This is a genomic window from Pseudidiomarina piscicola (assembly GCF_902806985.1).
GTDB classification, from domain to species: domain Bacteria; phylum Pseudomonadota; class Gammaproteobacteria; order Enterobacterales; family Alteromonadaceae; genus Pseudidiomarina; species Pseudidiomarina piscicola.
Genome location: NZ_CADCXY010000001.1, coordinates 861,162 through 882,485 on the forward strand (window position 1 = coordinate 861,162; position 21,324 = coordinate 882,485).

Below are 21,324 nucleotides of genomic sequence, written 5' to 3' on the forward strand. Positions count from 1 at the left end.
CAGCGGTCATACACTATTCTTCTTGATTGTTTAATCCGGTTTATGTTCAAGCGACTGCCGGGCCTCAGCTATTACGGTTTTGGTTTTCATCTGCAGTGGGCGGTGTCGATTTACACACAGATATAGTGTTTCGCTGACCGAGTACTCGAGCCTATGAACGTTGATGTGATCAGGCTTCGCAAAAGCCGCAACAGCATGTGCAGGTAATACGGTAAAACCTAATCCCATACTGACCGGTTCTAGAATCAAACTGATCTGGTTTGAGAACCCTTTTTTGGGAAACATATTACTGTGATGGAACTCAGGGTAATTAGCGCTAAGCAACAAGCTTGCATGATGTTCTCCATCGGGATGATTAATAAACCCGAGGGTCATCAGAGTGTCCCAATCTGGCTCTTTGATAGTGGCGGGTGTTACGAGCAATAAAGGCTCTTGAGCAAGGGGTGTGCAACTGACATCGGCCAAGTTAGGTTTAGACGTCATTAATCCGATGTCGACCTTAGAGTCGACTATCGCGCGCTCCACATCCTGATTCGGCCCAAATCGGTAATCAATAATGAGCTTTGGATGTTCGCATTGTAAGGCCAACAAATGCGGATAGAGTTTTAGCCCGACACTGCCGGGAGACATAACACTGACATCGCCTTCAAAGGGCGGATCTTCCCCAACTTTAGATTCAAGGTTTGATAACGCTAAAAGGAGGCCCTGAGCTTCATCGTATAGCTTTACCCCGGCGCCTGAAAGCGAGAATTGTTTTCCGTGCCGCACCAGCAGCTCGGTTCCAAGTTGTTCTTCAAGCTTTCGTATATGCTGACTAACGCCCGACTGTGTTATGTGCAGTCGTTCGGCTGTTCGAGTGAAATGACCCACGTCAACTAGTGTACAAAAAGTGCGTAACCAAAGCGTATTAATCATAATATTTCGTAATCATATCAATTCAAAATCATAATTTTACATTATTTATTCAGCTAAGTAACCTGTTCTCAGTTTCATTAAAGAGGAAAGGTTATGAACAATGTATACCCAAGGAATTTTTCGCACATCGGCATCTCTGTCACCGATCTTGAGCAGGCGGTTAAGTTTTACACCGACGTGATGGGTTGGTATTTGATTATGGAACCCACCGAGATTCAGGAGGATGATAGCGCCATCGGAACAATGTGCAGCGATGTATTTGGTGCTGGCTGGGAAAGCTTTCGCATAGCACACTTATCAACGGGAGACCGAATTGGTGTCGAGTTGTTTCAGTTTAAAAACCAGACCAACCCAGAAGATAACTTTGAGTATTGGAAAACAGGTATATTTCACTTCTGTGTACAAGACCCGAACGTTGAGGAGCTTGCAGAACGGATTGTGGAAGCCGGTGGTAAACGGCGCATGGAAAAGCCTCGCTACTATTATCCGGGAGAGAAGCCTTACCGCATGATTTATATGGAAGACCCTTTTGGCAACATTGTAGAAATTTATAGCCATAGCTACGAATTAATCTACAGCGAAGGCGCCTACCAATAGTTAACAAGATAATTCAGGGGGTACTCTGCTTAGGCCCCCTGAATTTAGATTATTTATTGAGTGCTATTTTCTCTGAATTCATTAGATGCTCGAATGGCTGGGGCTTGTGCAAAAGAATGCCTGTAAGCCTTGTTCCTGCTGGTATAGAAAGAAAAAAGGGGATGTCGTGAGACATCCCCTTTTTAGGTATTGGTGGAGCTGGCGGGAGTTGAACCCGCGTCCGTAATACCTACATCCTCGGTCCTACATGCTTAGTCTATCTTTTAATTAATCACCAAGTCGCCGACAGACAGGCTACTTAAGGTGACGATCCCGATTGGTTTTAACGCTTTGGCTACGGGCGAAGCCTCCACGCGAGTCTGCTTTGGGGTGAACCGAGTGATCCTAGTCTCACAGACAAAGCGCTAGGGCTCGGGCGTAGCGGGTTATTAAGCCGCTAGTGCGTAGTTGTCGTCGTTTGCAACTATTAGTTTGAGGCTTTTTACGAGGCCAGCCTCACCTCGGCATGCACCTTGGGTTTCGTGTATCCCGTCGAATCCAAATCAGCCCCAGGTTTTCTTTCAAAAGCGTCCCTACTATACACTAGACACCAGTAAGACGCCATAAGTTCCTGCGCTAACTGGCGATTCATTGTGCCATCAAGCACTCATGTCTAGAACTTTCTCAACCAGTTTGCGAATGCCTTGTTCGGCATCGACCAGGTTCTCTGCGAGCATATACGCTGGCGTCGTCACCAAGCGATTGCTTTCGTCAACCACAATGTCTTGAACCGAGCATTCAACGTGCGTGCCACCCATCTGTTCAATGGCTGATGCCACATCTTTATCATTTCCAACGGTCACGCGCACGCCTTTGTCATACACATGCGGTAAGAGCACCGGTGCGATGCACATGTAGCCAGCCGGCTTACCTGCGGCAACAAATGCTTTGCCGACCGCCAAAACTTGTTCGTTTACGGTCATATCGGCGCCATTGACGGCAAAGTCACAAAGGTTCTTCGCCACGCCAAAACCACCTGGAAGAATCAACGCGTCGAACTCAGCTGCGTCGAGCTCACTCAATGGCTTCACCTCGCCTCGCGCAATCCGAGCCGACTCGGCCAGAACATTACGAGATTCACTCGCTGCCTCACCGGTTAAATGGTTCACCACGTGCATTTGTTTGATATCGGGAGCGAAGCATTGGTAGCTCGCTCCTTGCTTGTTGATGTGCAAAAGCGTGAGTACCGCTTCATTGACTTCAGCGCCATCAAAAACACCTGAACCTGAGAGTACTACTGCGACTTTTTTCATGCTGAATTTTTCCTTTTCTTGCTCGCTTGTCCTTTAATCTATGGGCGGCTGGCAAGGGTTTCAACCGGCGTGTTTCGGATTAAAAACAACTTCCCATAAGTGACCGTCGGGGTCCTTAAAGACGCCGCCATAACCACCCCAGAACAAGTCGCGAGCAGGTTTTACCACTGCTTCTTGCGGCAGTGAAAGCATAATTGCATCCACCTCATCGCGCCGTTCAACATTATGCGCTAGCATCAGCGCCGTCGGATCAGGTGTACCTTTAACCACATCACAGTCAGCGGCTATGCTAGTGCGTGGCCATAAGGCAAAGGTTAGGCCGCCCGCCATTTTAAAGAAAGCCACCGCGCCGTGCTCAAATTCCTTACCGATAATGCCCTCTGTGGTTAAGCCCAATACATCACGATAAAACGCAACGGAGCGCTCTAAATCATCAACGCCAAGGGTAATATAACTAATCCGCGGTTGCATGCGATTGCTCCTTTTGCGGTGCGCGCTCTCGCACCTTAATGTCTTTAATCAATGTCACGAGAACAAAACTCAACAGCATCAATAAGAACCATGAACTTAACTTCGCTAGAGGCACCATTTCCCAGCCGTCGCGTTGATTCGGATAGATCCAAATATTTGCAAAGGTGGCAATGTTTTCGGCAAACCAAATAAACATAGCAACAAGAAACCAACCAAGCAGCAAAGGCATGCTGCGGTGTTTCGAGATCACTCTAAAATAAATGGTCGTGCGATAGAACATGAGCAACGTCACAGCCAACAAAATCCAGCGAATGTCCCACGTAAAATGATGACTGAAAAAGTTAATGTACACCATTGTTACGAGCACCACCGAGGCCCACTTCGGCGGGTAATAGCGGTACTGAAAGTCAAAGAGTCGCCATACCCGGGCTAAATAGCTGCCAACCGCACTGTACATGAAGCCGGTAAACAAAGGCACATTGCCGATGCCGAATAAGTAAGCTTCGGGATAGACCCACGCGCCAATCGCATCAGAGGTCTTAAACAGCTCCATCACTGTTGCCACCACGTGAAAGATGATAATCACCAAAGCTTCACGCAGGGTTTCGAGCCTAAAACCAAGAAGAAAGAGTTGGAATGCGATCGCCGCTAAAAAAATAAAGTCGTAGCGATGGAGGCCTTCAATAGGATACCAGTAACGAGTAATGAGCATGACGGCGAGTAGGAACCCGCCGAACATGCATGCGTTGGCTTGTTTTAAGCCGAAACGCCAAAATTCAATAACAAAGGTTTTCACATGTCAGTCTTTATTTTCGGCGCGCCAGCGCATTTCGTTCTCAATATTGGCAATAGGTTGCAGCATAGCGAAATCTAATGCGTCTGGCTTATCGCCCTCTTTCACTTTATTAACAAATTGAGGGTCGGCTAAGGCCGCCTTGCCCAGTGCCAAAAGTGACTCTGGATAGTGCGCAGCGACTTTGGCGTAATTGGTGTCATCAATGCCGCCATTCACAATCAACGGAATACCCGCGTCTCTTACCACTTCTGCCAGTGAACGTACACCGCCTTTCAAGGCGGGGGTGTTGACCTCGGTATCAGTGGTATGAATATAGTCGATACCGGCATCGGCCAGCGCTTGTACCAACCAATTAAAGCTTTCTTCACCTTCCGGCCATTGATAGTCTTGATCGGTAATTGTAATTTGTGACAGCCGCATACCTAGTACGAACCCGTTGGGTACCATTTCGCGAGCCGCTTTCACTATCTCAAGCACAAACTGTGCGCGGCGCTGCATATCGCCGCCCCACTTGTCTTCACGGGTGTTAAAGTGTGTGCTCAGAATTTCGTTGAGCAAATAGCCATTCGCGCCATGTAACTCCACGCCATCAAACCCGGCTTCGACCGCACCGCGAATACCATGTAAAAAGCCATTGAGCACTCGTTCGAAATCGCTTTCGTCCATCGCTTTCACGTCGTGCCAAGATTCCTGCGTACCATAGAGACCAAGCGGCGCACCTTTCGGTTGCTGCTCAGTAACACCCAAGGGTTGCTGGTCAAAACTGTTGTATTGCACTTGCGCACCTGCGTGCATTAACTGCGCGATAATTTTAGCGCCGCTGTCGTGCACTGCACGAATAATCGGCAACCATGACTCGACCTGCAGGGCATCGGCGAGGCCTGGCTGATTTTCATAGCCTTGACTGGCAGCTTGATCGGGGTAAATACCCTCGGTAATCAGCAATGCAAACCCACCTTCAGCATAACGTTTGTAATGTTCAACCATTCGTGCGTTGGCACGTCCATTTGCTTCAGCGCTGACACGTGTCATTGGCGCTAGGGCGAAGCGATTGTGTAATTTCATGCCGGCAAATTCAGTACTAGAAAACTCTGAATTAAACATAGATTCCCCAAATTGTGAGAAGTGTCTCAGCTTTACGACGCTCTGTGAATGAAAGATCGTTTTGCTCCAGTTCAGCTTAAGGACTTACAGCTTTTGTTCAAGTCAAACGTGATAACACCAAAACTGCCTTCTGTTTGCGACGACCAAAACCAAATGCGCGACGAAAGGTTGCTAATGGGATAGGCAGATACTGTCTGCCCGCAGCTGATTGCCAGGGCAATGCGTCTTGATCAGGGTCGTTAATGTAGACATAGTTTTCGTCCACCGCGCAAATCACCACCCAATGTGGCGCTTTACTCGCATCAAATACGTAAGTGCTGATCAGTGCCACCACAATCTGCTCTGCCGCTAAGTCTGCGCGCAGTTGAGTCAAGCTATAATCGCCGACATAAGTCGTGACATCAGCTGCTTGCAATGCGGCAATATCGGCTTCTTGAATACGCGCCATTATTTGTTTTTTGTCATCACTGCGCACAGAGTCCATGAACAACGGCCCGTCGTGACTGACATGTAATACCACTTGTAGGCCCCGACGTAGTGCTGCTCGAGCAAGTCCATGAGGGCCACAACCGCCATGGCCCGAGGTCATAAAGATAGTTGTCGCCTCGCGCCAAATTTCTAACTCTTCATGCTCCGGATCGCTCGATGGGCATTCGAAATAGGCCATGGCCATCAGTAAGCTTGCCGGGCCACAGGTGAACTCCGTGGTTTGTGTGCGGTAAGGCACTAAGCGTTGCCCTTTTGCCGCCACTTCGTCAGCATCGAAACGTGGTAACAGTTTCTGCAGCACCACCGCATCACTGGCGTCCTCATAGTATTCAGGGCGAATTTCCATATCGTGGTAATTCGCACCGTGATACATGGCTAACGCCGCGTGATTGTCGGTTTTTACCTCTAAGCGCAAGAACAGGCAATGCTGCTCATCAGCCGCGTTTTCTGCGGCACGTAGCAGTTGGGTGCCCACCCCGCGTTGACGAAATTCCGGTAGCACTGCTAACGAATAGAGTCGCGCCAGCTGGGTCGCTTGACGATAAAGAACGATGCAGTAGCCAAGCACCTGTGCACCATGTAGCGCGACATAAAAGTCGCCTATACTCTGGTCAATGAAGCGTTTGAAGCTACGATGGCTGATACGATCGGTCGCGAAGCTTGTAAGTTCTATGAGATCGAGTTGGGCGAGATGTTCTCGTTTAGCGCGAACCAAGTCTAACGGCATCACCATGGTAGTAGCGTCCTAGCGCTGATGTGGGCAAAATCCATACGTATTATATCGCAGTATGTCGATGAAAGTGGTAAACTGTCGCGCAAATTTTTAGTACCAGCTGAGGACCCCTCTCGTGAGCGATCAAAAACCTTCTTTGAGTTACAAAGACGCCGGCGTTGATATTGATGCAGGCAATGCCCTAGTTGACCGTATTAAAGGTGTCACCAAACGTACGAAGCGGCCAGAAGTGATGGGCTCGATAGGTGGTTTTGGCGCTTTGTGTGAGCTTCCGAGCAACTATAAACAGCCGGTATTGGTCTCAGGTACCGATGGTGTCGGTACTAAGTTACGTTTAGCCATTGATCTTGGCAAGCACGATACTGTCGGTATTGATTTGGTCGCCATGTGTGTCAACGACCTGATTGTGCAAGGTGCCGAGCCGCTGTTCTTCCTCGATTACTATGCCACCGGCAAGCTCGACGTTGACGTTGCTGCGGATGTGGTCACCGGTATCGGTGAAGGCTGTGTGTTAGCAGGCTGCGCGTTAACCGGCGGCGAAACCGCGGAAATGCCGGGCATGTATCAGCAAGGTGATTACGATATTGCTGGCTTCTGTGTCGGTGTCGTCGAGAAAGCCAATATCATCGACGGTAGCAAAGTCGCACCGGGCGATGCATTGGTAGCGCTTGCGTCCAGCGGCCCTCACTCAAACGGTTATTCATTGATTCGGAAGATCATCGAAGTAAGTGGTGCCGACGTGGCAACAGAAGAGCTTGACGGTAAGCTACTGGCAGACCATTTACTCGCACCGACAACAATTTATGTGAAGCCGGTGCTTAAAGTACTTGAAAACTATAGTGTTCACGCAATTTCACACATCACAGGCGGTGGTTTCTGGGAAAATATTCCGCGCGTACTGCCTGCTGATGCCAAAGCGGTAATCGATGACAGTAGTTGGGAGTGGCCAGCTATCTTCAATTGGTTGCAACACCAAGGGAATGTCACAACTAAAGAAATGTATCGCACCTTTAACTGTGGCGTTGGCTTAATTTTGGCCTTGCCAAATTCTCAAGCAGAAGCCGTGGTCGAGTTACTTCGCGAACAAGGTGAAGACGCTTGGGTCATAGGTAAAGTGGCTGCCCGTGAAGCGCAAGAAGCACAGGTTGAAATCGTCTAATGAAGCGAATTGTAGTCCTTATCAGTGGTTCAGGAACCAACATGCAAGCCATCGTGGAGGCATGTCAGGCTGAACGTATCAATGGTGAAGTGGTTGCGGTAATAAGCAACAAAGCTGACGTTGGTGGCTTAGACAAAGCAGCACAGGCCGATATACCAACAGCCGTGCTGTCACACCGCGACTTCGACAGCCGTGAAGACTACGATGCCGAACTGCGCAAGCTTATCGATAGCTTTGCGCCCGATATTGTCTTACTCGCTGGCTTTATGCGTATTTTGACCGGTGACTTTACGCAGCATTACGAAGGCAGAATGCTCAACATTCACCCTTCTTTATTGCCGAAATATCGCGGTGTTAACACGCATCAACGTGCGTTAGATAACGGTGATACCGAGCATGGTGTGTCGGTTCATTTTGTCACCGAAGAGCTCGATGGTGGGCCGGTGGTGCTGCAAGCAGTCGTACCTGTATTTCCTGAAGACAGCGCGAGTGATCTGCAGCAGCGTGTGCACAGCCAGGAACACCGCATCTATCCTTTAGTCGTGCAGTGGCTTTGTACCGAGCGGCTGAAACTTACAGCCAAAGGTGCCGTATTAGACGGTAGTCTACTTGGGCCGCAAGGATACGCCACCGACTAATCGAGGGTTTCTAGCAATAACGTGGCAACCTCATCACCCTCTTTACGTTGCTGCATTTTTACCAGCACATAATCAAGCTCTGGTGCAAACCAATAGTCCGTTTCGCGAGAGCTTGATTTACGTACCCGCTCTACCTTCAGTGCGGTAATGTCACCATAGGGCAAGTTAAGTACTTCCGCCTCGCCACGACGAAATGTTTGCTGATCATTCTCGCCCTTATCGTCAACGATTTGATAACTAAACTCTTGTGCATCGCTGTGTTGTAAATCAAACCGCAGCTGTTCAAGCATACTGGCTTCGTCCATCATTGCCTCGTGCCAAGTAATGGGTAACGGCGTGCCTGAGTCGCGTTCAACAACCTGCTTCTGCTGATAGTCAAAGCTGACCGAGATCCCCTTGTTTCGCCCCGTTCCACTGCGCTTGAAGCGAAACTGCTGGGGCGTCACTTGTTCATCCACGAAACGAAAACTTGAATCGTAGCGGCGTACATCTGAGAGGAACAGAAAAGAAATCTCTGTTTCATTTTCCAACACGTAACTTCCGTCGTCTTGCTGACGTAGCTTGCGAAAGGCTTCGCCGTAGTTCGAACCACCTCGTTCAACTTCATAGCGGGCATCGTAAGTAGTTAATTTATTTGCTAACACCGGCGAACTAGTCGCTACTATTAGAGTGGCTGCTAGGCAATGAAATACTGCTTTCATTACGGCTCCTATGGTTCTTTATTTGTTTCTAAATCGGACAAAAAAATGATCGCTTCCGGTACTCTGACCTTATACCACTTAAAAAGTGCAATTACGCTTGAAAGTCACGGCTAAATTGTCTACTCTCAAGGGATAACTTTACTGGTCAGACCTCTAACCACAACGACGGAGTATCATTATGAGTGTCGCCTTATGGATCATTGCTACCTTACTCGTACTAGGTGGCCTATTGTATTACCGTACATCGCTGCTAGTTACCAGCCTTGGTTTAGTTGCCATGTTTGCCATCGGTAGTCTTGTCGACGTTGTTGGCCCTGTGCTTTGGGTGCTTCTAGCGCTTGTTCTCTTGCCGTTGAATATCACAGCATTTCGACGTGGCGTGTTGAGTAAGTCGTTACTCAACATGTACCGCAACGTGATGCCTGAAATTTCTGAAACTGAGAAAGATGCGATCGACGCGGGTACCACATGGTGGGAAGGCGAACTGTTTCGCGGCGCTCCAAATTGGGAAAACCTGCATAGCATTCAAAAAGCTGAGTTAAGCGCTGAAGAGCAAGCTTTCCTTGACGGCCCATGCGAAGAAGTTTGCAAAATGCTTGACGATTGGGAAGCTTCTCACGGGCTTGCCGATATGCCAGAAAACGTTTGGCAGTTCCTGAAGGATAATAAGTTCTTCGCCATGATCATCAAAAAGAAATATGGCGGTCTTGAATTCTCAGCCTATGCGCAATCTCGCGTGCTGCAGAAATTATCAGGGGTCAGCACCATTTTGGCCAGCACCGTCGGTGTTCCTAACTCGTTAGGTCCAGGCGAATTGCTGCAGCACTATGGTACTGAAGAACAAAAAGACTATTACTTACCACGTTTGGCGACCGGTGAAGAAGTGCCATGTTTTGCCCTAACCAGTCCAGAGGCAGGCTCAGATGCGGGCTCCATCCCTGATACTGGTGTGGTTTGCAAAGGTGAGTGGGAAGGCAAAGAAGTAGTCGGTATTCGACTTAACTTCAATAAGCGCTACATTACGTTAGCGCCTATCGCAACCGTACTTGGCTTAGCCTTTAAGATGTACGATCCCGATCACTTGTTGGGCGATAAAGAATCTCTAGGTATTACCGCAGCACTGATCCCACGCGACACTAAAGGTGTTGAAATTGGCCGTCGTCACTTCCCGTTAAACGTGCCGTTCCAAAACGGTCCGATTCGTGGTGAAGACGTATTTGTGCCGCTCGATTTCATTATTGGCGGTGCCGAAATGGCCGGTAAAGGCTGGCGTATGCTGGTCGAGTGCTTGTCTGTAGGCCGTGCGATTACGCTACCTTCAAACAGTGCCGGTGGCGTTAAGTCCATCGCATTGGCCACGGGTGCCTACGCTTACATTCGTCGCCAGTTCAAGTTACCTGTCGGCAAGATGGAAGGCGTGCAAGAAGCCATGGCGCGTATCGGCGGTAATGCTTACCTAATGGACGCAGTCACCACCCTATCGACCAAGGGTATCGATCTTGGCGAAAAGCCGTCGGTGATTTCAGCCATTTCAAAATACCACATGACCGAGAAGCTTCGTGCCTGCATGGACGACGCCATGGACATCCACGGTGGTAAAGGCATCTGTTTGGGGCCAAACAACTATTTAGGTCGCGGTTACCAAGGCGTTCCCGTTGCTATTACCGTTGAAGGTGCAAACATTCTAACGCGTAGCTTGATGATATACGGTCAAGGTGCGATCCGCTGCCATCCGTTTGTATTGGAAGAAATGTTAGCGTCAGCTGAACATAACGCTGAAGGCCTGAAGCGCTTCGATAAAGCTATTTTTGGGCACATCGGTTTTGCCATGAGCAATGCGGTACGTTCAATTGCCTTAGGCTTCGGCGGACACCACTTTAGTAGTGCACCGTTTAAAGACAGTACCAAGCAATACTACAAGCAGATGAACCGCTTCAGCGCTAACTTAGCTTTGTTATCAGACGTAGCCATGGGCGTGTTGGGTGGCTCATTGAAGCGTAAGCAGCGTATCTCGGCACGTTTAGGTGACATGCTTAGCTATTTGTATATCGGCTCTGCTACTCTGAAGCGCTTTGCTGACGAAGGCCGCCAGCATGACGATCTACCGTTGTTGCATTGGGCAATGCAAGATACCTTGTACAAGCTGCAAGAAGCGCAACTTGAGTTATTAGATAACTTTGGCTTTGTCGGTAAAACCATGCGCGTGATGATGTATCCGTTTGGTCGCTTTGTGAAGCGTCCTTCAGACCGTCTCGATAGCAAGGTTGCAAAAATCTTACTGAAACCAAACGCCAGTCGCGAACGTTTAGGCCGTGGCCAGTTCTTAGCTGTTGAAGGTCAGTATGGTTACCTTGAGCAGGCGCTCCGTGACATCATCGAAGCCGAGCCACTGCACGACCGCGTTCAACGCGCTGCAAACGAGCGTATGGCTTTTGTATTCCTTGATAAAGTTGCCGCAAAAGGCAAAGAGATGGGAGTGCTAAGTGATGAAGAGGTTGCTTTACTAGAACGAGCCGAAGAAGGTCGTCTACGCGTTATCAACGTTGACGATTTTGAGCACGAAGAGCTCATGGCCGGTAAAGCGGCGCATAACTGGGCGTTAGAAAACCTCGGTAAAAAATCAAGTGCTGCATAGCAGTGCTACATAGTAGTGCTACATAGTAGTGCAATGAACTACTTTTCATAAAAAACGGCGCCATTTGGCGCCGTTTTAGTTTAACCTATTTCCCTACTTGTCGTTCACACTGGTAAAGCGTAAGTAAGGCTTCACCGTTTTAAACCCTTGTGGGAATTTCTTCTCGGCCTCTTCCATTGAAACAGTTGGCGGTATAATCACATCCCCTCCTAACTCCCAGTCGGCCGGGCAGGCAACGCCATGTTTATCTGTGGTTTGCAAGGCATCAATGACCCGCAGAATTTCGGCAAAATTACGTCCGACGCTCATTGGATAAGTCATGGTTAAGCGAATTTTTTGGTTCGGATCGATAATAAAAACCGATCGCACTGCCGCTGTTTCACTTTCACCTGGATGAATCATTTCATAAAGCTCAGCCACTTTAGTGTCTTTATCAGCAACGATTGGGAAACCAACCTTGGTGTTTTGCGTTTCGTTAATATCGTTAATCCAGCCATTGTGCTCTTCGACACTATCGGTCGATAGCCCAAGAGGCTTCACGTTTCGTGCAGCGAACTGCTCCGCAAGCTGCGCTGTACGCCCCATTTCGGTGGTACATACCGGCGTATAGTCCGCTGGGTGGCTAAAAAAGAAAACCCAAGACCCTTGCGCCCAATCATGAAAGTTTATATTGCCGCTAGTGGTTTCAATCTCAAAGTTTGGTGCGGTATCACCTATACGTAGTCCCATTTTATTACCCCTTCTAGGTTCATTCATTCAAATCTGTTCGCTGGAATCTTAAAGTAACGATGTCCATCGGCTTCTGGTTCAGGCAACTTTCCAGCTCGCAAGTTCACTTGCAACGCATGCAACATGCGATCGGGTAACGACAATGTTTCATCTCGTTCTTGCCGTAATTTCCGATATTCGGCCTCACTTACATCACCAGCTAAGTGAATGTTGTTTTGCTTATGTTCGGCAACGGTTGCTTCCCACTGCGGTTCGCGACCGTCTTTGCCATAGTCGTGACCAATAAACAGACGCGTGGCGTCAGGTAAACTCAAAATACGTTGTAACGTGTTCCATAGATCTATGCTTGAACCGCCAGGAAAGTCAGCACGAGAAGTGCCACTGTCTGGATACATCAACGTATCATGTACAAATGCCGCATCACCAACAAGGTAAGTAATAGAGCCAAGGGTGTGGCCTGGCGATAACCATACATCGACCTGTAACTCGCCGATAGTAAACTGGTCGCCCTCTTCAAAAAGATAGTCGAAATCTGCGGTTGGCTTGAACGTATTTGGCAAGTGATAGTAATCACTCCATAACTCGGCAATTTCGTTCACCTTTGCACCAATCGCATTTGGGGCATTGGTTTGCTCTTTCAAATACCAGGATGCCATCAAATGATCAGCATGAGGATGCGTATCAAGCACCCAAGTGATGCGTAGGTCATGCTCTTTTGCTAATGCTAATAGTTGATCAGCACTGCCAAAGTGGGTCGACGCTGAGCGTGGATCAAAGTTCTGAACCCCGTCGATAATTGCAGCTTCACGGGTTTTGGGGTCCGCAACAAGGTATTGTACTGAGCCGGTATCGGCTTCGTAAACACCCCACACATCGGGGGACCCTGCTCCGTTCGAGGGGCTATGACGAATACAATTTTTCATACAACCTCCTTATTTCGCGCTTAGCTAAAATAACGAATTCACTGGTAACGATCAAGTCAGTTGCGCGGACTCATGAGCCTACGTTTATTTTCATGTACAATCACCGCATTCCAAATTAAAGCTATGAAACCAGGAGCAGCATGGCATGACTCAGGCCAATTCTTCGCCGCAAAAGCGTGGCGCCTTTACTCGATTTCTCGACACTGTCGAATGGTTAGGTAATTTACTCCCTCATCCGATTACATTGTTTGCCTTATTTGCACTTGCCGTGGTCATTGCCAGTGGTATCGCGAGCTATTTTGGGGTTAGTGCGCAGGACCCGCGTCCAGGCGGTGGTGTCATCGAGGTGGTAAGCTTACTCAACGCTGAAGGCTTACAACGTATTGTTACCGGCCTGGTTACGAATTTTACCGGCTTTACCCCACTCGGTACGGTGTTGGTAGCTTTGCTAGGGGTTGGCATTGCTGAGCGTTCAGGCTTGCTTTCTGCGGCCATGCGCGGCCTAGTTATGAATGCTCACCCTCGAGTGGTGACACTTGCTGTGGTACTTGCCGGCGTCATTTCCAACACTGCATCAGAGCTTGGCTATGTGGTATTAGTACCGCTGTCGGCAATGATATTTCACTCTCTGGGTCGTCATCCGTTAGCCGGGCTCGCGGCAGCTTTTTCTGGGGTTTCTGCTGGTTACAGCGCCAATCTATTGATTGGTACCGTTGATCCGCTTTTAGCTGGTATCACCACCAAAGCGGCCAACCTCATTGATCCCAATTACTACGTTGGCCCCGAAGCCAACTGGTACTTCATGATGATCTCAACCTTTCTGATCGCCGCCATGGGTACTTTTGTGACCGAAAAAATCGTTGAGCCCAAGCTTGGGAAATACGATACCAATGAAGCGAGCATTGACCTCAGTGAGCAGAAAATTGAGGCACTAAGTCCCATTGAAAAGCGTGGCTTAAAAGGTGCTGGCCTCAGCTTTTTGCTACTCGGCGCCATTCTTGCAATCACCATTGTGCCGGAATGGGGTATTCTTCGGCATCCAGAAACTGGAGCAGTTGCTGGCTCTCCTTTCTTACGCGGTATTGTTGCCTTTATTTTTATTACTTTCGCCATACCCGGGTACGTGTACGGCCGTATCACCAACGTCATGCGCAGCGACCGCGATGTCATTGATGCAATGTCTGAATCGATGAGCACACTCGGTATGTATATTGTTTTGGTCTTTTTTGCTGCTCAGTTCGTGGCGTTTTTCGGCTGGACAAACTTCGGTAGTATCTTTGCCATCAAGGGCGCGCAATTTTTACAGGAAGTCGGCTTAACCGGACCTTCAGTATTTATTTTGTTTATTCTAATGTGTGCGTTTGTCAACTTGATGCTGGGTTCAGCGTCCGCCCAATGGGCAATCACAGCACCTATTTTCGTACCTATGTTGATGCTCATTGGCTATGCACCGGAAGTCATTCAGGCGGCCTATCGCATTGGCGATTCGGTCACCAATATCATTACGCCGATGATGAGTTACTTTGGTTTAATTCTTGCGGTTGCCGCACGTTACAAGAAGGACATTGGTATTGGTACGCTCGTGGCCACCATGCTGCCATATAGCATCATGTTCTTACTAGGCTGGAGCATCCTCTTCTTTGTTTGGGTTTTCGCCTTAGGCATGCCAGTGGGTGTCGAAGCACCCACCTATTACACCCCTTAGGCTTCAGTTACTGATTCCGCGGTACGAAGTAATTTGTAGAGGAGCGTTGCGGTGAGTCCGCACGCTCCAATCACAAAGAGCATGCCTAGTGGATGACTATGACCCACAATATTTACCAACGCTGAAACAATCCCAGCAATCAAAAACTGCAAGCTACCAGTAACCGCCGAAGCAGAGCCCGCACGCTGTTGCTGTTCAGCTAATGCGCCCGCCATGGCGTTGGGGAAAACCATGCCTAAGGTACTCACATAAGCAAACACAATCGCCAGCACCATCCAAAAGTTGGCATTTATCGCGGCAAAAACAACCGTTGTTAAAGAAATAAGTGCGAGCACCGGCAGTGACTTGTTAAGAATTTTGCGCGCGTCGCGGCGTCGCAACAGCCACGCGTTCAACTGCGCCATACCAATAATGCCCACAGCATTCATGCCAAACAACCAGCTATAATGCGTTGGATCGAGACCAAAATGCTCGATAAAAACTAACGGTGAACCGGTAATATAAGCAAACATACCTGATTGAGCGATGCCCCCCGCTAATGAGTAACGCAGGAAGCCTCGATCTTTCAACACGTCCCAATAAATTGGCAAACTACGGCGCATACGCACCGCATTATCAAAGCCTCGTGTCTCTGGCAGACGCACGTGCACAATCGCCATACATGCGGCCGCTAGTGCAGCTACAATTATAAATATTGCTTGCCAACCGAACGCCTGCGTTACGTATGCACCCGCCAGTGGCGCCAAAATAGGTGCGATACCCATGATCAAGATTAGAAACGAAAAAACTTGAGCTGATGCCTGCGGGCTATAGAGATCGCGAACCATTGCTCGTGCAATCACTAAACCAGCACAAGAGCCCACGGCTTGAAAAAAACGTAATACAATTAGGCTTTCAAGATTGGGTGCATAGGCACAGGCAATCGAGGTTACGATATAAATAACCAAACCAAAGTACAGTGGCGGCTTGCGGCCCCACTTATCTGACGCTGTGCCATAGAGCAGTTGGCCAATAAAAAGCCCGAGGAAAAACGAGGTCAGCGATAACTCGACACGATTAGATACCGTACTATAAGTCTCGGCAATATCGCCAAACGCTGGCAAGTACATATCGATGGATAAAGGCCCAAACATGGTCAAAAGGGCCAGCACCACGACTGTTAAATCAAACCTAGCTTTATCTGAGACAGGTAGTTGGGTCATTCGTCGACTGCTTGATAGCTTTGCGTGCTATGTTCTGTTGGCCGTTGAATATGTTTTACTTTGCGAGCCCAATCAACGAACGATTGTGCATAGTTGACATAGGTATCATTCACTCGCCCATCGGCTTTAAGATCCGCTAATAAGCGCCAGCCATCTGAGCCATTAGCCAAGAAGCTATTCGTGATCATCGTATAGCGCTGATCGGCCATTAAGGCTTGCCAGCCATTTTCAGTATACACCTGCAAGTCACTGACCCGCATGCCGTCAGGCTGGCTCAAGTCGATATCAAATCGAATGCCTGCACCGTGCGGATAAGCGCCATCAGAGCCTGAATCGGAAAGTGCATAAGTAAGCGCCTGTTCAAGCATACGCTTCACCTCAGCACCGCTAATTTCGACTTCCACTAAGGTATTCGCAAAGGGTAGTAACCGGTACGCGTCGGCGACCGTCAATGGCCCGGCGTTGAGCTCGGTGCGAACCCCACCACCATTTTGTAAGGCAAAATCGGCCTGTGGCGCACTCGCTAGAAATGCCTGAGCCACCACTGCGTGGGCGTCAGACTGTCGACCTAGACCACACGACTGAATCGTTGTTGGCCCCATTCGTTTCATGCAAAGTCGCTGCTCAACAGTGGCAATTCTAGCTTTGGTCAAATCATCGAGGCTGGCTTCGAAGCTTTTCAGCAACTGTTGCGCCTGAGTATTCTCTGCGGTTGCACTAAACTGTGTTAAAGCGGTGACGTCTGATGATGTGTCGTCAGCCACTAACAGGTGGGGCTGCCCGCCACAGTTGGCCACTTCGTCGCCATCAAAACGAACTTTTAGCTCACCCACCACTTGGCTGTATTGCCACGCATGAGCCACACACACAGGCTTGCCATCTAAGTTTGTAACTTGGGTTGGATAGGGGCCATCAGAAGCTAAGCCGTAGTCATCAAAATCACCGAGCAAGGTGTGAGAATCACCGCCAATGATAAAGTCGATACTTGGCAACTGGCTCGCAATGCGCAAGTCATTTTTATATTGGATATGCGTCAACAGCCCAATTTTTTCAATACCTTGGCGTTGCAGTTCCGCAATATAAATTTTCGCAGTTTCGAGCTCGTCGGCAAACTCAGTGGTCGCATCAGGCTGCGACGAATTCTTTGTTTTTACTGCAATATCTAGACCAATAACACCCACTTTATGGCCATTTAACTGGAACACAGCGTAAGGCTTAAAGCTGTCCCATCGTGTTTTGGCTGTTAGCGGTGAAACGCCTACCTCAGGCTGAACATTCGCCGCTAAAACTTCCGTACGACAGTCAGGGGTTAAGGCCAATGCATCAAGAAAGTATTTAAGCCCTTCGTCGCCATTATCAAACTCATGATTTCCTAGGGCAAACGCATCAAAACAAACTTCGTTCATCAATGCGGCATCCGCTTCACCGTTAAACAAGGTATAAAACAGTGTTCCAGTAATTGCGTCTCCTGCATGCAGCGCTAGGACATTCTCGTTTGATTGACGAATCGACTGAATACGGCTGACTACCCGAGCGAACCCACCGGTTTCAATTTCGTAGGTATGGCCGTTCACTTGCACGCGGGTTTGCGGGTGAGCCAATAGGTTCGAATGATGGTCATTAATATGAGCAACGGTGAGCTCAAACTCTGCTGCCGGCTCTGGTGACTGAGTACAACCGAAGAGCGTTAGCAAACTTGCTAACGCGCCGGCACCTAAAAAGCTCCGTTGCCAATGCTTCATTTATTTCACCAATCCTATTTCGCGTAGGCGTTCCATCAGGTAATCGTCAGACGAGATGGCGTCCCAACGTTTTGGGTTTTGGTCACTGATACAGCTAGCCAATGGATCGATCACTACATCTGGGTTGAAGTGAAGGAAAAATGGAATCGAATAGCGCGACTTATGGCTATAGGGTGCTGGCGGGTTGACCACCCTATGCGTGGTGGACGGCAACACACCGTTGGTCATGCGTTGCAACATGTCTCCGACATTACAAATAATTGCACCTTCAATGATGCTCACTGGAATCCAGCTGCCATCTTTCGCTAACACTTCTAGGCCTGGCTCGCGTGAGCCAACAAGTAGCGTAAGCACATTAATATCTTCATGTGCACCGGCCCGCACTGATGGCGTTCCTTCATCGATAATGGGCGGGTAGTGTAATGGCCGTAGAATGGAGTTGCCTAAATTCACTTTATCGTTAAAGAAGTCTCGTGGCTGCTTCAGGTACACCGCCAGCGCTTCCAGAACTTGTAAACCGAGAGCATCTAACGCACGATACAAAGTGAGCAGTTTATCTTTAAATTCTGGCAATTCAGCGGGCCAAATATTAGGCGTCAACTGCGCAAATGGAGGCTCACCTTCGACCTCACGACCAACATGCCAGAACTCTTTTAAATCAACGTGTTTTGCATCCTTTGCGATTTCAGTGCCAAAGGGCGTATAGCCACGCGCTCCCCCACCGCCAGGTATATGGTATTGCTTTTTCACCTCTTCAGGGAGGGCAAACAAGTCTCGACAGGAATCAAGTGCCTCTTCGATAAGCTGCTGATCAACACCATGCTTGGTTAACGCCACAAAGCCATTGGCTTCATAACCTTCACCTACGTGCTGTGCAAATGCCTGAAAGTCTTGGTTATACAGGCTCATATCAATATGTGGAATGGATTTCATCGGTGCCCTTTAAAAACGGTGGAGAACAGCTGTTCATTTTAGTTTTTTTAACGCTTAAAAACAACGTAAAGCCGCTCAAGCACCAAGGTAAATCTTCCGTAAACTAGCTTTTAAAGCGAGTCATTAACTCTCAAACTAACCGTCACATTGTAATTAAACGAGGTGATTGACTATGAAAACCTTAAGCAAAGTAATGTCTCTTAGTTTGGTTCTGACCGGTATGATCGCGGTCACGCCAGCTATCGCCCAATCACAAGACAACACCCCATTTGAAGCACCGAAAACGCGACCAGCGTTTAACTTCCTTAGCGTCGGTGTCGCCGACCATGATGACAGTGGCGACAGCTTAGTGGTTGAAGGTAGCTATGAATTCAACTCGCCTTGGTTTATCAGTGGCTATTTGCGCGATGGCGACGACGGTCCGTTTGGCAATGGCCGCGATGCACAAGGTCTGAAGTTTGGCCGCTATGTTTGGCTTAATCACAATTTAGTCGCCGATTTCTCAGGGCGCTTCGGCCATGTTGACTTTGGTCAAGCGGATAGCGCTTATTGGGGAGTTGAGGGTAACCTTCGTACCCGTATCGACCGCTTTGAACTCTATGCTGGATTAGGCTGGGTCGATTACACTGATGCCGGTAGTGACAACCAATACCAACTCGGCGGGCGGTTTTATATCACCCCTGAATTCGCCGTTGGTGCACGCTATCAAGATAGTGAATTTGGTGACGGACTTCGACTCGAAGCTAGTTATCACTTCTAAGAAATTACGGTATGCTGTGACATAGACGACCAACTTGGAGTTTTTATGTCACAGCTACCGGCCTTCCTTACCCTTTATCGCGAACTTATCGCCATCCCTAGCGTGTCATGCCTTGACTCACATTGGGATACCAGCAATAAGCCCGTTATCGATAAATTAGCTGGATGGCTTACCACCCTTGGCTTCTCCGTCACCATCAACGAATTAACTCGACAGCAAGGTAAGTACAACTTGCTGGCAAAGTTTGTGCCACCAACCAGCGACGGCAATGGTGGTTTGCTGCTGGCAGGACACACCGATACGGTGCCCTGGGATGAAGGTCGCTGGACTCGCGACCCTTTCCAGCTGACCGAGGCCGACGGCAAACTATACGGGCTTGGTAGTGCCGACATGAAAGGTTTTTTCGCCTTCGTATTAGAAGCCCTACGCGGGCTTGACCTCAATAGCTTTAACAAACCACTTTATATTCTCGCAACCGCCGACGAAGAAACAACCATGGCAGGCGCACGTGAGCTGTCGGCGTTTGAAGGCCTGAGTCCAGACTTTGCGATTATCGGTGAACCAACGTCCATGACCCCGGTAACCATGCACAAAGGTCATTTAACTGAAGGTATTCGGGTAACAGGCAAGAGTGGCCATAGCTCGAATCCGACCGGTGGTTTAAACGCCATCGAAGTGATGCACGATGTGATCACCGGTTTACGCGAGCTACAAGGTGAGTTCCAACAAAAATTCCACGATGCTAATTTCGCGGTTCCCTACCCGACACTTAACTTCGGTAATATACACGGCGGCGACGCCGCGAATCGAATCTGTGCCTGTTGCGAGATGCATATTGATCTACGACCACTGCCAGGCATGTCGATGGATGAACTTTATGGGCTTATCGATAGCAAACTTCAGCCGCTGCAACAGCAATTCCCTGGAGCGGTGTGTTTAGAACACCTTCATGAAGCAATTCCCGGCTATCGCTGTGCGCCTGATGCGGCTATTGTTCAATTGGTGCAACAGGTTACCGGGAATCACGCTCAGCCAGCAAATTACTGTACCGAGGCTCCCTTCGTGCAAGACCTCGGCTGCCAAACTATCGTTATGGGTCCTGGCTCTATTGCCCAAGCACATCAACCTGATGAGTTTATCCGAATCGATGAGATTACACCCGCACAGCAACAGTTACGAACTATCGTCACACAAGTGTGCCAAGCAAATAACTAGTCGACTAAGCCCAGTACGCGTGCCACCGGCTTAAAGCTCCGTCGGTGGATCGGGCATATGCCGTGCTGCTGTATCGCTGCTAGGTGAGCCGGCGTCGGATATGCTTTATGTTTGGCAAAGTCGTACTGGGGATAATGCTCATGCCACGCTAGCATTTGTCGGTCGCGCTCTACCTTCGCCAAAATCGACGCGGCACTGATACATGGATGTATTGCATCGCCACCCACCACGGCTTCAGCCGGGACCTTAAGCTCTGGCAGCTTATTACCATCAACAAGTACTTTTTCCAACGCTACAGGCAACGCTTCAATGGCTCGTTTCATAGCTAAAAGTGATGCTTGCAAGATATTAATTGCATCAATTTCGTCTGCATCGCATTGTGCAATAGACCAGTACAGTGCCTTTTCTTTGATTTCCTGACTCAACGCCGCACGTTTTTTTTCAGATAATTTTTTCGAGTCATTCAACCCCGCAATGGGCTGGTTCGGATCTAGAACGACGGCCGCCGCAACCACTGGGCCCGCGATAGGACCGCGCCCTGCTTCATCTGTTCCACAAATCATAGTGTCTCTTGTGCTTCTACGT

The 21,324-nt window shown here is 48.9% G+C and carries 20 protein-coding genes and 1 other RNA gene; 7 read left to right on the top strand and 14 right to left on the bottom strand.

The genetic code is table 11. The features are described from left to right. Positions 1-30: 30 nt before the first annotated feature. Positions 31-915: a LysR family transcriptional regulator gene (locus tag PSI9734_RS04240; RefSeq protein ID WP_173919844.1), complete on the bottom strand. Its 885-nt coding sequence runs from the start codon at positions 913-915 to the stop codon at positions 31-33. 93 nt (positions 916-1,008) lie between these two features. Here PSI9734_RS04240 and PSI9734_RS04245 point away from each other — a divergent pair, with 93 nt between their 5' ends. Continuing rightward, a complete protein-coding gene (locus tag PSI9734_RS04245; protein WP_173919845.1) occupies positions 1,009-1,512 on the top strand; it encodes a lactoylglutathione lyase family protein in 504 nt (167 codons plus the stop codon). A 190-nt stretch (positions 1,513-1,702) separates the two neighbouring features. Here PSI9734_RS04245 and ssrA read toward each other — a convergent pair. The 6 genes from ssrA to PSI9734_RS04275 all read right to left on the bottom strand — a co-directional run bounded on the left by ssrA (position 1,703) and on the right by PSI9734_RS04275 (position 6,397). Continuing rightward, positions 1,703-2,062: a transfer-messenger RNA gene (gene ssrA / locus PSI9734_RS04250) on the bottom strand. 88 nt (positions 2,063-2,150) lie between these two features. Further along, the gene (gene elbB / locus PSI9734_RS04255; protein WP_173919846.1) at positions 2,151-2,804 is read right to left on the bottom strand and encodes an isoprenoid biosynthesis glyoxalase ElbB; all 654 of its coding nucleotides are present in this window, start codon (positions 2,802-2,804) and stop codon (positions 2,151-2,153) included. 60 nt (positions 2,805-2,864) lie between these two features. Next, a complete protein-coding gene (locus PSI9734_RS04260) occupies positions 2,865-3,275 on the bottom strand; it encodes a VOC family protein (RefSeq protein WP_173919847.1) in 411 nt (136 codons plus the stop codon). After that, positions 3,259-4,071 carry a DUF817 domain-containing protein gene (locus tag PSI9734_RS04265; RefSeq protein ID WP_173919848.1) on the bottom strand — a complete coding sequence of 271 codons (813 nt, stop codon included), beginning with the start codon at positions 4,069-4,071 and terminating at the stop codon, positions 3,259-3,261. The genes PSI9734_RS04260 and PSI9734_RS04265 overlap by 17 nt, the downstream gene beginning before the upstream one ends. A 3-nt stretch (positions 4,072-4,074) precedes the next feature. Beyond that, positions 4,075-5,175 (bottom strand): oxidoreductase, encoded by a 1,101-nt coding sequence (locus PSI9734_RS04270; protein ID WP_173919849.1) that lies wholly within the window; start codon positions 5,173-5,175, stop codon positions 4,075-4,077. 97 nt (positions 5,176-5,272) lie between these two features. Further along, complete coding sequence (locus tag PSI9734_RS04275) at positions 5,273-6,397, bottom strand: GNAT family N-acetyltransferase/peptidase C39 family protein (protein WP_246194716.1); 1,125 nt, start codon at positions 6,395-6,397, stop codon at positions 5,273-5,275. Between the two features lie 115 nt (positions 6,398-6,512). Here PSI9734_RS04275 and purM point away from each other — a divergent pair, with 115 nt between their 5' ends. Next, complete coding sequence (purM, locus tag PSI9734_RS04280; protein ID WP_173919850.1) at positions 6,513-7,556, top strand: phosphoribosylformylglycinamidine cyclo-ligase; 1,044 nt, start codon at positions 6,513-6,515, stop codon at positions 7,554-7,556. Then, positions 7,556-8,194, top strand: coding sequence for a phosphoribosylglycinamide formyltransferase (gene purN, locus PSI9734_RS04285; protein ID WP_173919851.1), 639 nt, complete (start codon positions 7,556-7,558; stop codon positions 8,192-8,194). The genes purM and purN overlap by 1 nt, the downstream gene beginning before the upstream one ends. Here the strand turns inward: purN and PSI9734_RS04290 are convergent. After that, positions 8,191-8,895 (bottom strand): DUF3108 domain-containing protein, encoded by a 705-nt coding sequence (locus PSI9734_RS04290; protein WP_173919852.1) that lies wholly within the window; start codon positions 8,893-8,895, stop codon positions 8,191-8,193. The genes purN and PSI9734_RS04290 overlap by 4 nt on opposite strands. A 178-nt stretch (positions 8,896-9,073) precedes the next feature. Here PSI9734_RS04290 and fadE point away from each other — a divergent pair, with 178 nt between their 5' ends. Next, entirely contained in the window at positions 9,074-11,530 is a 2,457-nt protein-coding gene (gene fadE, locus PSI9734_RS04295; RefSeq protein WP_173919853.1) for an acyl-CoA dehydrogenase FadE, read from the top strand. Between the two features lie 93 nt (positions 11,531-11,623). On the opposite strand, the gene PSI9734_RS04300 is transcribed toward fadE, so the two are convergent. Next, entirely contained in the window at positions 11,624-12,259 is a 636-nt protein-coding gene (locus tag PSI9734_RS04300; RefSeq protein WP_173919854.1) for a peroxiredoxin, read from the bottom strand. A 23-nt stretch (positions 12,260-12,282) separates the two neighbouring features. Further along, positions 12,283-13,182, bottom strand: a complete 900-nt coding sequence (locus PSI9734_RS04305; protein WP_173919855.1) for an MBL fold metallo-hydrolase — start codon at positions 13,180-13,182, stop codon at positions 12,283-12,285. A 145-nt stretch (positions 13,183-13,327) separates the two neighbouring features. On the opposite strand from PSI9734_RS04305, the gene PSI9734_RS04310 reads away from it, so the two are divergent. Beyond that, positions 13,328-14,887, top strand: a complete 1,560-nt coding sequence (locus PSI9734_RS04310; protein WP_173919856.1) for an AbgT family transporter — start codon at positions 13,328-13,330, stop codon at positions 14,885-14,887. Here the strand turns inward: PSI9734_RS04310 and PSI9734_RS04315 are convergent. Genes PSI9734_RS04315 through PSI9734_RS04325 form a run of 3 tightly spaced genes read right to left on the bottom strand, consistent with a single transcriptional unit; the run spans position 14,884 to position 18,764 of the window. After that, positions 14,884-16,089 (bottom strand): multidrug effflux MFS transporter, encoded by a 1,206-nt coding sequence (locus PSI9734_RS04315; protein WP_173919857.1) that lies wholly within the window; start codon positions 16,087-16,089, stop codon positions 14,884-14,886. The two genes, PSI9734_RS04310 and PSI9734_RS04315, sit on opposite strands and share 4 nt — an antisense overlap. After that, complete coding sequence (locus PSI9734_RS04320; protein WP_173919858.1) at positions 16,086-17,831, bottom strand: bifunctional metallophosphatase/5'-nucleotidase; 1,746 nt, start codon at positions 17,829-17,831, stop codon at positions 16,086-16,088. Before PSI9734_RS04320 ends, PSI9734_RS04315 begins: the two co-directional genes overlap by 4 nt. Continuing rightward, on the bottom strand, positions 17,832-18,764 hold the full coding sequence (locus PSI9734_RS04325) for an isopenicillin N synthase family dioxygenase (RefSeq protein ID WP_173919859.1): 933 nt from the start codon (positions 18,762-18,764) through the stop codon (positions 17,832-17,834). A 172-nt stretch (positions 18,765-18,936) separates the two neighbouring features. Here PSI9734_RS04325 and PSI9734_RS04330 point away from each other — a divergent pair, with 172 nt between their 5' ends. Further along, positions 18,937-19,524: a hypothetical protein gene (locus PSI9734_RS04330; protein WP_173919860.1), complete on the top strand. Its 588-nt coding sequence runs from the start codon at positions 18,937-18,939 to the stop codon at positions 19,522-19,524. A gap of 45 nt (positions 19,525-19,569) precedes the next feature. Next, complete coding sequence (gene argE / locus PSI9734_RS04335) at positions 19,570-20,739, top strand: acetylornithine deacetylase (RefSeq protein ID WP_173919861.1); 1,170 nt, start codon at positions 19,570-19,572, stop codon at positions 20,737-20,739. Here argE and rnhB read toward each other — a convergent pair. Next, positions 20,736-21,302 (bottom strand): ribonuclease HII, encoded by a 567-nt coding sequence (rnhB, locus tag PSI9734_RS04340; RefSeq protein WP_173919862.1) that lies wholly within the window; start codon positions 21,300-21,302, stop codon positions 20,736-20,738. The two genes, argE and rnhB, sit on opposite strands and share 4 nt — an antisense overlap. Positions 21,303-21,324 lie beyond the last annotated feature (22 nt).